We start from the raw sequence: 13,999 nt of genomic DNA on the forward strand, positions 1-13,999 counted from the left end.
CCTATTTCAGATTTTCCCAACAGATTTCTGCTAACTCCCCAATAATTCTTTCGGCAGTGGTTTCTTCTTTAAAGCCCTCAACAAAGATAGAAACAATGAAAGGTTTTGGGGTGTAAATAATTGCTGCATCGCCACGAACATAAGTTAACCCTCCGGTTTTATGAGCAATTACTACATCTTTAGGCAAATTGCGTGGTATAGTGGTAGTATCACCACAGTTTTTCAATATTTCAATCATCTCCTCACACAAGGCTGGTGTGGCTACTTCTTTATTGTAGATTTTTCGTAATAAATCATTGATCTCTACAGTATTTACATAATTCTCACGCCCTTGTTTTACAGCCATTGTATCCATCATAATACGATTCAGGCGGGTTTTTGTACTACCCAGGCGCATTAAATTTTGATTTACGGCATCCATTCCAACTGCTCTGATCAGAATATTGGTAGCTGTATTATCGCTTGAGCGTATCATTTCCTGAGCTAATTCACGGATAGTAAATTTCTTGCCTTCAGGCATATTGGCAATTACACCCGATCCTCCGGCCTTATCAGATGCCTGTAAAGTATAGATTTTTTCTAAATCTATTTGCTTTACTTTTACTTTCTCCATCAATTCCAGCAGAATAGGAATTTTTATGACACTTGCCGATGGAACTCTGACAGTAGGGCGATAGCTAAAGAATTCTTCACCAGACACGCCTTCTACAGCCATAGTAATCTTAATAGCGGAAGGAAGCCGGGATATATAATCAGTTATTCTTAGCGCATCAATTCTTCTGGGGGCATTTTGTCCGAAAGAAATTACAGAATAAATAGTGAGTAGGAGTAATGATAAATATATTTTCATTTTATTTTGAAAATTTAAAATATATTATATTTTTAGATTTAATTGTATGTATTAGAATATAGATATGTATTGAATGTTTTATTTATCCAGGTTAAGTTGTATGAATTGGATTATGGAAATTTACTGAACATTCAATATGTATGCTCTTAATTGGTTGTTTTGTAAGAATTGCACGTATTGCTTTAATTGTATAAATAGAACAAATAGTTGATTCTGAATATTCTATTTATTTAGTTCGTTCAATCGTAAATTGAATCAAATCATGTAAAGATTGGCGGAAAATAGAATCGGGGAAAGTAAACAAAATCTCTTTGGCTTCGTCTACGTAGCGTTTCATTATTTCGGTTGTATATTGAATACCACCTGAGCGTTTTACAAAGGTAATCACTTCTTCCACCTTTTTCGGGTTTTCTGAGTGATTTTTTATTAAATTAATGATATTTCTTTTTTCAGACCAGGTAGCATGATTCAAGGCATAAATAAGTGGTAGCGTCATTTTTTTCTCCTTAATATCAATACCTGTAGGTTTACCGATTTCAGCATCACCATAATCAAACAAATCATCTTTTATCTGAAATGCCATGCCTATTTTCTCTCCTAAAAGCTTACATTTTACCACAACTGTTTCGTCAGCACCTACCGAAGCTGCACCCACAGCACAACAGGAAGCAATCAAGGAAGCTGTTTTCTGGCGGATTACCTCATAGTATAAATCTTCAGTTATGTCGAGCCTGCGTGCTTTTTCCATCTGTAAAAGCTCTCCTTCACTCATCTCCTTCACGGCCGTCGACATAATTTCGAGTAACTGAAATTCTTTATTATTAACACTTAACAATAAGCCGCGTGACAGCAGATAATCACCTACCAATACAGCTATTTTATTTTTCCAGAGCGCATTGATTGAGAAGAAACCCCTACGATAATTAGAGTCGTCAACTACGTCGTCATGTACTAAAGTGGCCGTATGTAGCAACTCTATCATGGCAGCACCTCTATGGGTAGACTCACTGATAGTGCCTAATGTACCTGCCATCAGAAAAACAAACATCGGACGCACCTGTTTCCCTTTCCGGTGTACAATATAACTCATTATCTGGTCGAGCAGCATTACATCAGTTTTCATTGACTGACGAAATTTTTTCTCAAAAACCTTCAATTCCTGCTCAATAGGAGCCTGTATTTGCTTTATATTCAAAGACATGAAGAAGTGAGTAAGTGATAGCTTACTCTGATGGTACAATGTTACGACCGAAATCTGATTTTTAATGCAGAATTAAGTAAATTGTGTAAATCTTAGTGGTTTTATCCAAAAAAAACTAATAATTGTCTTAATTTTTAATTCCTGGCATCAATCAATAAAATTATTCAAGCCGACGAGTCTTATTGTTTTTAATTTTACTTCAAATATAAAACTGATTAGATTGATAGGCAAATTTAATTTTGGACGATATATTTGAAAATTTATGAATTATTCCCTAATTCGCTAATTCAATTTTAACCATTATACATGAAGGCATTAGTTTTGGGCGGTGGCTCACTTAAAGGAGCGTGGCAGGTAGGTGCAATTCAGGCAGTTTTAGAAACAGGATTTAAACCCGAAATGATTTATGGTATTTCTGCAGGGGCATTAAATGCCAGTTTTATGGTAAACGAAGCAGGGATACAATTTGTGGAGAAAGGCGAAATTGACTGGGATACAGTAAATAAGAAACTATTACGATTCTGGCTTGAGAATATCACCAAACCTTCGGATATAGGTATTCTGAAATCAAGATTCTCTTTAGGTATTGATACTATTATGAGTCGTTTTGATGGATTGATAGACACCAATCCATTACACGATAAACTAAGAAAATACCTTAATGTGAATATGCTTCGCCGAAGCCCTATCTATCTGAAAGTTGGGGCTGTGAATATCAATACAGGCGAAATGCGTTATGCCGATCCTCTTGAGCAATATTTTCTGGATTATCTGCGGGCAAGTAGCTCTCTGCCTTTCATTATGCCTGCCATACAAATTGGCGGCGACCACCGTGAGGCTTATATGGACGGCGGTTTAAGAGAAGTAGTACCAGTAAAAAAAGCTATTAAAGATGGCGCAACCGAGATATATTGTATTGCAACACACCCCAAGCACCGTCCTATGGAGCATTTTAATTACAGAAGTTTTCTGAGCCTGATAGAGCGTGTGAAAGATATTACGGTGAATCAGTTTGAGAACAGTGATATTGAGTGGGCAGAAAACTATGCAGAAAATTATATGAGCATAGGCTCGTTTAAATTAGCCAGAAAAATTAATCTGACAATTATACGTCCTGAGGAGCCTATTCATCTGGAACTGACAGATTTTGATTCAAACGATATCAGAGAGGTAATCAAACAAGGCTATGAACATGCTTATAAGAAATTGTTTGAGAGAGTGTAGGAAATTGTCGATATATAAAAAAAGGTGGCCACAAATAAGCATTTGCGGCCACCTTTTTTTATAATTATGTACCTATGAATGCGCCACCTCGGAAAAAACAATTTCTTTTACAATGCTATCTTTCCGAATATCAAACCATACAAAATAGGCTGTTACCAAAGTAGATAGAATAAAATAAGCCGCAATAGCCGCTGTTGCCCACGGCAATTTAGCACTGATACCAAACCAGTCTCCCATCTGGTAAATCATAAACAAACCGATGATATTCTTCAATGTTTCATACAATAGCGCATAAGGATTTCTGTCCATCAGTTCTGTATAGCTGAAAACAATCAGGAAGATAAAACCACCATAGATAAATATATTCGGACTACCGATACTGGCAAGGTTAGCAAAGAAATAGCTAACCAAAGCAAAAGTAGACAGGAACTGTACCCATATCCATACCTGCATCAACAAAGATGCCTTTGGGGCGTATTTCTCAAAATGGTAGGGGTCATCAATTTTATGTACCGGATATTTATCAATCACATCGGCAGGTCTCCAACCTGTGGGCATAAACCAGATACGCAGCTTATCTCGCCAGCTGTTAGTTCGGTAAGCATCTTTTAGCAATAACCACAGGTGTTGGAAATTGATTTTGATAGGATTCCATGTGCTTGCAGGACGAGTGATACCATAAACAGGTGGAACATTGGGTAATTCATCCTGAAAAGTGCCGAAGAGTTTGTCCCAGATAATGAATATCTGTGAATGATTCTTGTCTATATACTCAGGATTAATAGCGTGGTGTACTCTATGGTGAGCAGGTGTAACTATGATTTTTTCAAGAAAACCCATACGGCGGATATATACCGTATGATACCAGAACTGGGCAAATAAATGCAAAGGAGCTACCGTGGCTATCACCTTTCCATCAACCCCTAACAATGCCGCAGGCAATAAGAAAACGGTAAAGAGATTAACAAAGGTAGAAATACTTTGCCGCAAAGCACAGGCCAGATTAAACTCTTCACTACTATGATGAATGGCGTGTTTGTTCCAGAAAAAGTTAATCTGATGGCTCATCCGATGCACCCAATAGCCCGAGAAATCTAAAGCTATAAAGGCTATGATATATACCCAAACAGTAGACTCTACTTTGTAAATAGCCCAGTGTTTCACCATATAGGCATAAGTGAGCAATGATACACTCAAACCCAATACATCTTTGATGATGTTTGTATAACCTGAGGTCATGCTCGAAAGCATATCCATTGTTTTGAAAGGCTCTTTCTTAGTGAACCAGCCGTAAAGTTTTTCTAACAATACTAAGCCCAGAAATATGGGCATTGCAATGTTAAGGATTTTGCCGTAGGTTTCCATTATAGTATGCTTGCATAATATTTGTGATGCAAGTTAGTAATATTCCAAGAAATTTTAAAGTTTTTTATTGAAACGAATCGTTATCAATTTTTAGTGTTAGATTAGATGTCTGATACTATCAAATTAAAAAATAGTTAAACCCATATATAACAACTTTGACTATGATTCTGACAATTATTGCTGTGCTAATATTGGTGTTAATCATTTGTATCCATTTTTCTGCTAAGCACCTTGCCGAAGTGCAGAAAAATTACTACTGGATATTTGTATTACTTAACTTACTGCTTTTTATTGCAGGGATATGGAGAATATATTATTTAGATCAGTATATATGGCATGATGAAAAAGGTGTAGGCTTTTTATTCGGGATATTAATCTTTATGTTTCTGCAAATAGTTTTTGTTCTCATGATAGCTTTAATAGCCAATCCTTTATTGAAGTGGTGGAAGAGAAAAGGAGCAGGGGTATAATTGTAAATCAGGTAATTTGAAAAGATTCTTATAAAAGTTTCTCTAATACTATGCTTACTATCACTATCAACCGCACAACAAAAGGCCTGATTTCTCTTTCAGCCTTATGCAGTATTTTCATTATTGCTCGTATCATTCTGAAAGATGATATGAAATATAGCTTTTTGCTATATAATCTCTTTTTGGCATGGATTCCTCTCTTATTGGCGCAGGTGGCTTATAAAGCATTAAAGCAAAATTTTCTGCCAGCAACTTATGGTATCCTTTTCTTGTGGCTATTGTTTTTCCCGAATGCCCCGTATATCATTACCGATTTATTGCACCTGAAAGGTTACTCTCAGAATATCCTCTGGTTCGATAGCCTATTGATTTTTACTTTTGCCATCACAGGTTTATTGATTGGACTGAGTTCTTTAAGCATTGTTCATCAGGTTCTGGAAGTAATGCTTGGTAAAATTCAATCATGGAGCGTAGTAGTAGGAAGTCTTATTCTATTAGGGTTTGGTATTTATTTAGGTAGATACTGCCGTCTGAATAGCTGGGATTTACTAAGGGAACCAATATGGTTTGCAGGCAGGGTTCTACACCAGTTCAAAAACCCTATGGCATTTAAGCTGACATTCACTTATGCCTTTGTTATTTTAGGCTTTTATGTGGCTTTCCGCAATTTCGGGCATCCTCAAAATACTGAATTGAAACGTGCATAGAGTTGGTTATAATTTCCTATTTATTTCGTACCACTGTATAAATCTTCCGCTGCTCATTAGTCATAATAAAATCGGTATTATTTATGTAGTTTAAGGCTTCCATCTGGCTGCGTCCAATCTTTATACACGATTTTGGTTTAGAAAAATCGATTTTATCGCCTGAAATTTCAAAAGTGAAAATTTTACCATAAGATAGCAAAGCAAACTCTTTTCCGTCCGGGCTTATATCGGCAGCTGTTACCGGGCTTTTCAGGAAGATACTATCTGTTGGGCTGACAGTATAATCGCCTGCTTTATCTGGCATTACATAGAGTTTGCTCTGATGGTTGTTTGACCAGTCTTTTGAGAATAGATAGAGATTGCCTTTATACCAGAAAAATGCCTCGCAATCGAACACTCTTTTTTGTGCCGGAAACTCTGTCTGGTCAGTATAACGGAAAGTAATTTTTTCTGTGGTATTATTTTTATATTTATAAATGCAAAGGTCCTGGCGAGCCTGACTATTATTGCCAAAATCACCAATGTAAATATACCCCTGATCATCTTTGGTTAATTCCTCCCAATCAATATTCTGTGAGTCGTTTACAAAAAGAGTATCAAAAATATAGCCTCTGTTGTCAATCATATAGAGCTCAGTATTTCCTCCGCCGTCATTATGTGTCCAGTAGTAATTTTCCTGCCATGCAGGGGCGAGGCCAGAATTTTCGTTAATACACACAGGCAGGCGACCTGTTTTACTGATAGTGTACTGGGTTGCAGGTTTCTGGAAACCACTTTTACTTATTTCAGAATGACAATTGCAAACAGCAATTTTCATCGAAAACAACAGCATATAAATTTTATACAAAAACATGAATAATGTATAGATTTTTCAAATCGTTTTCTGAAAATTTGAATTTAGCAACAAGTTAATTAATTTTGAGTTGTTTGAAAACAGGTACTTATAAATACTCTCTAATTATTTCTAACCTATTCTTATGCTACCACGCCAACAGCCCTTTTATGCCCGTCTGGCATACGTGCTTGTTTCATTGGTTATAGTTATTTACGGAATGTATATCCTGAAAGATTTGCTGATTCCGCTCACTTTTTCCGGCATATTCGCCTTATTACTGGTACCTGTCTCACAGTTTTTAGAAAAGTATGGCTGGCCTCGTTGGTTGGCTATTACGTTGGCCATTTTATTGACGCTGGGGTTTGTGACCCTGTTCTTTTATATTATCTACATTCAGATAATGGATCTGGAAGAGGTATTGCCGCAACTAACAGAAAAAGCCGAAAAATGGTATAGAAATGTTCAGTTTTTAATTCGTGACACTTTTCACATCAGCCGTACCAAACAACGGATAGAGGGGCAAAAATATCTGACCGAATTTCTGAAAAATAACAGCGACCTTATCACCAATACCCTTTCTACCACTACCGGATTATTGGGGAATCTGACATTAATACCTCTGTATGTTTTTTTACTGTTGCTTTACCGTGACTTTATCAGAGTATTTTTCTATAAAGCTTTAAAGCCCGTCAGTAACCATCGGGTAGATGTGGTTCTGAAAAAAGTAAAAGATGTAGTAGTTAATTATGTTGTAGGGTTGATTATTGTCATTGGCATCATAGGTATCCTCAATACTTTAGGCTTGCTTATTTTAGGTATAGACCATGCTTTTTTCTTTGGTTTTTTTGCAGCTATCCTGGTACTTATCCCTTATATTGGGGTAGCTATCGGTTCGTTACTGCCTATTTTGTTTGCCCTAATAACAAAAGACTCAGCATGGTATGCGGTTGGGGTAGGTGCATTGTTTGGCGGAGTTCAATTCTTAGAGGGTAATTTTATTACTCCTTATGTGGTAGGTTCTAAGGTAAGTATCAATTCAATGGCAGCCATTATTGCTTTAATTATCTTTGGAAATCTGTGGGGTCTTTCAGGATTGGTATTAGCTCTGCCTATTACGGCTATTATAAAAGTGATTTTTGATTCAATTGAAGGATTACGGCCTTATGGCTTTTTAATTGGAGATGCCGACCATGTTGATGTGAAAAAACGAAGAGGATAGCGAAAATAAAAACAAGCTTCCTTTTATAGATCTATAAAAGGAAGCATTAATAAGATCTCAGTTGTAATTAAGGTTAATCGATCGTAGTAAAATTATCTTATCATAACTCTACACCGGTTGTTAGTTTTCTTTGTAAAGGCAAATCTGCTCTTTTTACAAAGGTGATAGGTACAAACGCCTCAGTAGGAGAGCCGATATAATACAGCGTCCAATCCTGATCATACCTCGACAACATGTTTCGGATACATTCGGCGCGGTCAACTGTCGGGAACTCACATTCATCCCAATAGAATAACTCAACCCGGTAATGTAACTGTTGCTTTAAACCATTAATGGTAACTTCGATTTCGATTTCCTGCTTACCCGGAAGCGACGGAATCGGGATAGCTATATGGGCCATGCTTCGTTGGTTTATGGAGCATAGGGCAGAGGGCGCGGAGCATAGGGTTTAGAGTTTTGGACTCCCTGCCCCTTGCCCTTTGCCCCATGCTATCACTCCGTTTTAAGAGATTTTATAGGATTCATTAATGCTGCTTTGATAGATTGATAGCTTACGGTTAGTAAAGCAATCAAAACGGCTAAAATACCTGCCAATAAGAAAAACCACCATTGGATTTCGATACGATAAGCGTATTTCTGCAACCAGTTTTTCATCAGATACCACGCTAACGGGAATGCGATCACGGCCGAAATCAATACTAATTTCAGGAAGTCTTTTGATAACATTGCCGTAATATTTACCACACTTGCCCCTAATACTTTTCTGACCCCAATTTCTTTGGTACGTTGTTCGGCAGTAAACATGGCTAAACCAAACAAGCCTAAACAAGAAATAAAAATGGCTAAGAACGCAAAGTAATTGGCTAATTTACTCACCACGTTTTCACCTTTATACTGGGCCGCAAACTCCTGATCAGTAAATCTATACGAAAACGGAAAACGAGGATTAAACTTTTTGAAAGCCTTTTCCATACTTGCAATAGCTTCCTTGGTTTGTCCGGCTTGTGTACGCACAATCACTTGTCCCCAGTTTTCTTTGCCTCTCTGCATATTAAGAATCAATGGAGGAATGCTTTCGTGTAAAGAATTAATATGAAAACTTTTTACTAAGCCAATAATTGTTCCCTTTCTTCCCCACATAGTCATTTCTTTTCCCACCGGGTCTTTCATACCCATTTTCTTTGCCGCTTCTTCGTTGATTACATAGTTAGTGGTATCAGTACTAAAAGCAGGAGAGAAATCTCTGCCACCTTTCAACTTAATTCCCATGGTAGTCAGGTAATCGTAAGAAACAGGGTTTTGTGAGAATAAAATAATTTTGGTTGTATCTTTTCCGGGCCAGTTTACACCTTGGGTCGAACTTCCCACCTGCAATGGGTCTGCCTGTGAGCAGGTTACTGATTTAATGCCTGGCATATTAGTCAATTCCTGCTTAAACGAAAGGAAAGTTTTTGACAAATCACCCTCTAATGGCATATATAACATATTCTCACGGTCGAAACCTAAGTTTTTGCTTTGAATAAATTCTATCTGACGATATACAACCATCATACCTACAATAAGCATAATAGAAAGCGCAAACTGAAAAACAACTAAACCTTTACGGAAAAATGTAGCACTTGGTTTAAATTTCAAGGCACCTTTCAATACAACCACCGGTCTCAGAGACGACATAAACAGCGCAGGATAGCTACCTGCCACAAAGCCTGTTACCACAGTTAAACCTAAAAGGATTAACAGGAACATCGGGTCGGTGAAATCAAGACTTAAATGCTTTTCTGTAAGCGTATTAAACGCAGGCAACATTAAGAAAACAATGAAAATAGCAAAAATCAGACTTAGGAAAGCGATAATCAAAGATTCGCCTAAGAACTGCGCTACTAATGAGTAACGTACAGCACCTACTACTTTTCTTACACCCACCTCTTTGGCTCTTTTGATAGAACGGGCAGTAGCCAGATTCATAAAGTTAATACAGGCAATTACCAAAATGAAAATGGCAATGATAGTAAACATTTTCACGTAATCTATTCTACCACCATCCTGAATACCCGCCTTGTAATTAGAGTAAAGATATACGTCTTCATAAGGCTGTATAAACAATTCTACATTACTATCTTTATTTTTGGTCTTGATATACCCTTTTATTTTAGCATTTACTTTGTCTAAAGAAGCGTTTTTATTGAGCATTACATAGCAACGAGGCCCGTTGTTGCCCCATTCTTTGGCCCAGTCATTGGTTTTCAACCAACGCTCATAGCTCATCAGGAAGTCGAATTTAAGTGATGACTGTTCTGTAATCTCTTTCAACACGCCCGTTACCATCACATCATCGCGGTTATCTACCCTGATAATTTTGCCAAGAGGGTCTTGATTAGGGAAATACTTATCGGCTAATTTTTTAGAGATTACTACACCGTCAGGACGTTTAAGGGCTGTTCGGGCATCACCTTTCTCTAATTCAAACGTAAACATATTCAGAAAGTCGCCGTTCACATAGCGGCCTTTTTCTTTCTCAAACTTATCACCAACAGTAAACAATGGGGCTTCTTCCCAAAGCATCTGGCTTGCCATCTCAATTTCGGGAATATCCTTCGTAATGTGCTGAGATAAAATACCAGGGGTCGAAGCATAGGTAACGGTTTCTCCGGCATAAAACTGGTTTTCCATTACTCTGTACAACCTCGCACCATTTTGATGAAACTTATCTTTCTTGATTTCATCTTGCAGCCAGAGCATAATCAAAAGGCTGCAAGCCATACCCAAAGCTAAACCCAGAATGTTGAGCAGGCTGAAAGTTTTGTTTTTCCACAAATTCCGCCATGCAATTTTTAAGTAGTTACTTATCATAATTTTGTATTGAGAAACAGGTCTTTATATATCTATCGACAAACCTTATGCCAAAAAGGTTAAGTGCTTGATTTTTAAGGTGTTATGTATTATAGATAAAAGATATGTTGTCCGTTTTTGGACACTTTTTGTTCAATTATGGACAAGCATTTTTTAGTCAGAGTCGGGTATGATTAACTTGCTTGAGAATTTCAGAAATAATAAACAATATAACCGGATAATTTCTTCGGTCAAATTTATAATTATTACTTTTGTATAGATAAAATCTATGAATCTTGAATTTACAGCAATTAGAATATATAGTGGCTGTTGATAAACACCGCCACTTCCTGAAAGCCGCTGATTCCTGCTTTGTCACACAGGCAACGCTCAGCATGATGATTAAGAAATTAGAAGAGGAATTAGAGGTAATCATCTTCGATAGAAGTAAACAACCGGTAGTCCCCACAGATATAGGCCGGAAAATTATTGCACAGGCACAGGTAGTTTTAAGAGAAACAGGGTATTTAAAAGAAGTGGCCAAGGCTGTCAAAAATGAAGTGCAGGGGCAACTGCGCATAGGCATTATCCCTACTTTAGCCCCCTATCTGCTGCCATTATTCTTATACGATTTGCTAAAAAAATACCCACAGGTAAAAATCAGAATCAGTGAATTAAATACGAATCAGATTATTGAGCAGTTGAGCAATGATTTGATAGATGTAGGTATCTTAGCCACGCCTATAGCAGCAGAAGGTATGAAAGAGTATCCTTTGTTTTATGAAAAATTGGTAGCTTTTGTTTCAGACAATGAAGAGACACTCAATAAAAAATATATCCTGCCTGAAGATATTGATGTAAATCGTTTATGGCTACTGGAAGAAGGGCATTGTCTACGCTCACAAATGATGAATTTATGTGAGCTACGGAAGAAAAATACTGATCTGGGCAATTTAGAGTATGAAGCGGGGAGTATAGAGTCTTTATTGAAGATAGTTGAAATTAATAAAGGAATTACCGTTATCCCGGAATTAGCGATGATTAATTTTGATGATAAAAGGAAAAACCAGGTCCGCGAATTTATGTTGCCTGTACCCGTACGTGAAATCAGTCTGGTTACCTATCGGCATTTTATCAAAACCAAATTGCTCGAGGTGCTGAAACGGGAAATAAAAGAAGCCGTAGCAAAGTTTATACCCGAAAGACCTATGGAGCAGTTTGTCGTGGAGATATAAGAGTGATTAATCTTGAATGGCGAATTAGTGAATTAGCGAATCAAAACTAACTTATTATTAATTTATTCGCTAATTCGCTATTCACTAATTCGTTATTAAAATAATCACTAACTCACTCATTCACTCAATTATTCCATAAACTCCCATGCACTCTGGTAGGTATTCAATTGTTCTGCATAGGTAATGAAATCGGCATAAAACGGAAAAGAGGCTAAGGTCGCACTATCACCGATAATGACTAATTTCTTTTTGGCACGGGTCATAGCTACATTCATGCGTCTTATATCTGAAAGGAAACCGATATTACCCTCGCTATTACTTCTGGTCATGCTGATATACACAATATCTCGCTCCTGCCCCTGGAAACTATCGATGGTGTTTACTGAAATTTTAGAAAGATATTCCTTTAAATCAGGCGAATGCCCTAATTCTGATTGGAGTAGATTAATTTGCTCTTTGTAAGGTGAAATAATAGCTATGGTCGGGAAAGTTTCGGGCTTATAATGTTTTTTAAGCTCTGCAACTAATAGACTCAGATGCTTAAATAAAAAAATAGCTTCTTCCGGGTTTGTTGTACTTGTTCCTGCTAATTTTTCATCAAAGCTGCAACCAGCCGTATCTATAAATGCTATAGGTGTATCTTTATCAAACAATAGATGTTTAGCTACGGCAGCATTGGCTTTCAAACGGTTTTCATAAAAAATCCGTGACGAAAACCCCATTATCTGCTCATTCATGCGGTATTGCTCTTCTAATAATACCACGGCTTCGGGGTAAAGAGCAACTAATTTTTCAAGCAGGGTAGTGGCAAGCCCTTCTCTGGCGGCTTCGGTTGATTTAATGGTAGGGGGAAGTTGGCAGTGATCTCCTGCCAGAACTACCTTCTCCGCTTTCAGGATAGGTATCCAGCAGGCAGGTTCAAGAGCTTGTCCGCCCTCATCAATAATCACCGTTTGAAATTTCAGATTTCTGATGGTGTAGTTATTCGAGCCTACCAATGTAGCTGTGATTACCTGTGCTTTGGCAACTATATCATCTATAATATATTGCTCCGAATTGCCCACTTCTTTCATAATCTTATGGGCCTCATCAAAGAGTAATTTGCGCTGGTCTCGTTCAGACTTCCCGAAATTACGCTTATACTTATGCGCCATATTTTTATACTCCTGCGCCTGTTTTTTCAGCCTTTTCGCTTCTTTCATCAAAGGATGGTCAGTCATTTTACTATCCAGCGTCAATGACATCAATCGTTCGGTTACTTTGGCCGGATTGCCCACTCTCACTACATTCAGCCCTTCCAAATGTAATTTCTCACTCAATAAATCAACGGCTGTATTACTTGGAGCTACTACCAACACCTGCTTATGTTCCTTGTTAATTAAGGCTTTGATAGCTTGTACCAGAGTAGTGGTTTTTCCTGTACCCGGAGGACCATGTACAATAACCAAATCATTGGCCTGTAAAATTTTCTCAACTGCCCCTGTCTGCGATTCATTCAGATTTCTGACAAAGAACTGAGGCTTTTCAGTATGGAAACCAGGAGCTTTTTCGCCAATTAAAATATTAACTAATTGGCCTTCATTCTTTTCTGCAATGGCTGATGCCTGCTTAAGGGCATCTTGCATTTCATCATAGCTATTATCATCAAAAAGAACGTCTATCCCTAATTTCCCTTCACGACTCCATTCCGGGAGCTCATCGGTTCTTAGTGTAATTTTCAGTCGATTATTATTCTGGAAAGATATTGTACCTTCTACCCGGTCATTCTTCGCATCATGGTTACTGAAAAGCACAGCGGGCATTCCGGTTCTTAATTGATGCGAAATGTCCTGATGGGTAGTGCGTTCTACTTCAACAGTCAGGTAATCACCCCTGCTCATCTCCATTCCTCTGATGGCAATCGGATACCAGCTTAATCCATTGGCTCTGCGTTCGGATACAGAGCTTTGTTCAGTGAGTTTTCTATATTGATTGTGGTCTTCTTCCCGCTCAATTCTGAGTAAGTCTAATAATTTTTTGAAATAATTCATCTCGCAAAGGTACAACTAAAAAATGCACTTTGTA

General features: G+C 37.6%; 12 protein-coding genes. 5 read left to right on the forward strand and 7 right to left on the reverse strand.

The genetic code is table 11. The annotated features are described in order from the left end of the window. Position 1: 1 nt before the first annotated feature. Both H1R81_RS11055 and H1R81_RS11060 read right to left on the reverse strand, forming a co-directional pair. A complete protein-coding gene (locus H1R81_RS11055) occupies positions 2–850 on the reverse strand; it encodes a serine hydrolase (protein WP_181840766.1) in 849 nt (282 codons plus the stop codon). A gap of 226 nt (positions 851–1,076) precedes the next feature. Further along, complete coding sequence (locus H1R81_RS11060; protein ID WP_181840767.1) at positions 1,077–2,051, reverse strand: polyprenyl synthetase family protein; 975 nt, start codon at positions 2,049–2,051, stop codon at positions 1,077–1,079. Between the two features lie 306 nt (positions 2,052–2,357). Here H1R81_RS11060 and H1R81_RS11065 point away from each other — a divergent pair, with 306 nt between their 5' ends. After that, positions 2,358–3,275, forward strand: coding sequence for a patatin-like phospholipase family protein (locus H1R81_RS11065; protein ID WP_181840768.1), 918 nt, complete (start codon positions 2,358–2,360; stop codon positions 3,273–3,275). A gap of 72 nt (positions 3,276–3,347) precedes the next feature. On the opposite strand, the gene H1R81_RS11070 is transcribed toward H1R81_RS11065, so the two are convergent. Further along, positions 3,348–4,640, reverse strand: a complete 1,293-nt coding sequence (locus tag H1R81_RS11070) for a sterol desaturase family protein (RefSeq protein WP_181840769.1) — start codon at positions 4,638–4,640, stop codon at positions 3,348–3,350. Between the two features lie 161 nt (positions 4,641–4,801). Between H1R81_RS11070 and H1R81_RS11075 the strand changes: the two genes are divergently transcribed. Both H1R81_RS11075 and H1R81_RS11080 read left to right on the forward strand, forming a co-directional pair. Beyond that, entirely contained in the window at positions 4,802–5,110 is a 309-nt protein-coding gene (locus H1R81_RS11075) for a hypothetical protein (protein ID WP_181840770.1), read from the forward strand. A 50-nt stretch (positions 5,111–5,160) separates the two neighbouring features. Beyond that, positions 5,161–5,817: a DUF1361 domain-containing protein gene (locus H1R81_RS11080; RefSeq protein ID WP_181840771.1), complete on the forward strand. Its 657-nt coding sequence runs from the start codon at positions 5,161–5,163 to the stop codon at positions 5,815–5,817. A gap of 16 nt (positions 5,818–5,833) precedes the next feature. Here H1R81_RS11080 and H1R81_RS11085 read toward each other — a convergent pair whose 3' ends face one another. Continuing rightward, on the reverse strand, positions 5,834–6,670 hold the full coding sequence (locus H1R81_RS11085) for a hypothetical protein (RefSeq protein WP_181840772.1): 837 nt from the start codon (positions 6,668–6,670) through the stop codon (positions 5,834–5,836). Positions 6,671–6,794: 124 nt separating this feature from the next. Here H1R81_RS11085 and H1R81_RS11090 point away from each other — a divergent pair, with 124 nt between their 5' ends. Beyond that, positions 6,795–7,871: an AI-2E family transporter gene (locus H1R81_RS11090; RefSeq protein WP_181840773.1), complete on the forward strand. Its 1,077-nt coding sequence runs from the start codon at positions 6,795–6,797 to the stop codon at positions 7,869–7,871. Positions 7,872–7,971: 100 nt separating this feature from the next. Here the strand turns inward: H1R81_RS11090 and H1R81_RS11095 are convergent, their stop codons facing one another. Beyond that, on the reverse strand, positions 7,972–8,271 hold the full coding sequence (locus tag H1R81_RS11095; RefSeq protein WP_181840774.1) for a hypothetical protein: 300 nt from the start codon (positions 8,269–8,271) through the stop codon (positions 7,972–7,974). 92 nt (positions 8,272–8,363) lie between these two features. Continuing rightward, the gene (locus H1R81_RS11100) at positions 8,364–10,721 is read right to left on the reverse strand and encodes an ABC transporter permease (RefSeq protein ID WP_181840775.1); all 2,358 of its coding nucleotides are present in this window, start codon (positions 10,719–10,721) and stop codon (positions 8,364–8,366) included. Positions 10,722–10,996: 275 nt separating this feature from the next. On the opposite strand from H1R81_RS11100, the gene H1R81_RS11105 reads away from it, so the two are divergent. Beyond that, positions 10,997–11,935, forward strand: coding sequence for a LysR substrate-binding domain-containing protein (locus H1R81_RS11105; protein WP_181840776.1), 939 nt, complete (start codon positions 10,997–10,999; stop codon positions 11,933–11,935). 128 nt (positions 11,936–12,063) lie between these two features. Here H1R81_RS11105 and H1R81_RS11110 read toward each other — a convergent pair whose 3' ends face one another. Next, positions 12,064–13,965 carry an AAA domain-containing protein gene (locus H1R81_RS11110; protein ID WP_181840777.1) on the reverse strand — a complete coding sequence of 634 codons (1,902 nt, stop codon included), beginning with the start codon at positions 13,963–13,965 and terminating at the stop codon, positions 12,064–12,066. Positions 13,966–13,999: the final 34 nt, after the last annotated feature.

Source organism: Emticicia sp. BO119, from assembly GCF_013912375.1.
Classification (GTDB): Bacteria; Bacteroidota; Bacteroidia; order Cytophagales; family Spirosomataceae; genus Emticicia.

Coding starts and splice junctions, on each gene's coding strand:
- H1R81_RS11055 (WP_181840766.1), bottom strand. CDS start 850: ATGAAAATATATTTATCATTACTCCTACTCACTATTTATTCTGTAATT.
- H1R81_RS11060 (WP_181840767.1), bottom strand. CDS start 2,051: ATGTCTTTGAATATAAAGCAAATACAGGCTCCTATTGAGCAGGAATTG.
- H1R81_RS11065 (WP_181840768.1), top strand. CDS start 2,358: ATGAAGGCATTAGTTTTGGGCGGTGGCTCACTTAAAGGAGCGTGGCAG.
- H1R81_RS11070 (WP_181840769.1), bottom strand. CDS start 4,640: ATGGAAACCTACGGCAAAATCCTTAACATTGCAATGCCCATATTTCTG.
- H1R81_RS11075 (WP_181840770.1), top strand. CDS start 4,802: ATGATTCTGACAATTATTGCTGTGCTAATATTGGTGTTAATCATTTGT.
- H1R81_RS11080 (WP_181840771.1), top strand. CDS start 5,161: ATGCTTACTATCACTATCAACCGCACAACAAAAGGCCTGATTTCTCTT.
- H1R81_RS11085 (WP_181840772.1), bottom strand. CDS start 6,670: ATGTTTTTGTATAAAATTTATATGCTGTTGTTTTCGATGAAAATTGCT.
- H1R81_RS11090 (WP_181840773.1), top strand. CDS start 6,795: ATGCTACCACGCCAACAGCCCTTTTATGCCCGTCTGGCATACGTGCTT.
- H1R81_RS11095 (WP_181840774.1), bottom strand. CDS start 8,271: ATGGCCCATATAGCTATCCCGATTCCGTCGCTTCCGGGTAAGCAGGAA.
- H1R81_RS11100 (WP_181840775.1), bottom strand. CDS start 10,721: ATGATAAGTAACTACTTAAAAATTGCATGGCGGAATTTGTGGAAAAAC.
- H1R81_RS11110 (WP_181840777.1), bottom strand. CDS start 13,965: ATGAATTATTTCAAAAAATTATTAGACTTACTCAGAATTGAGCGGGAA.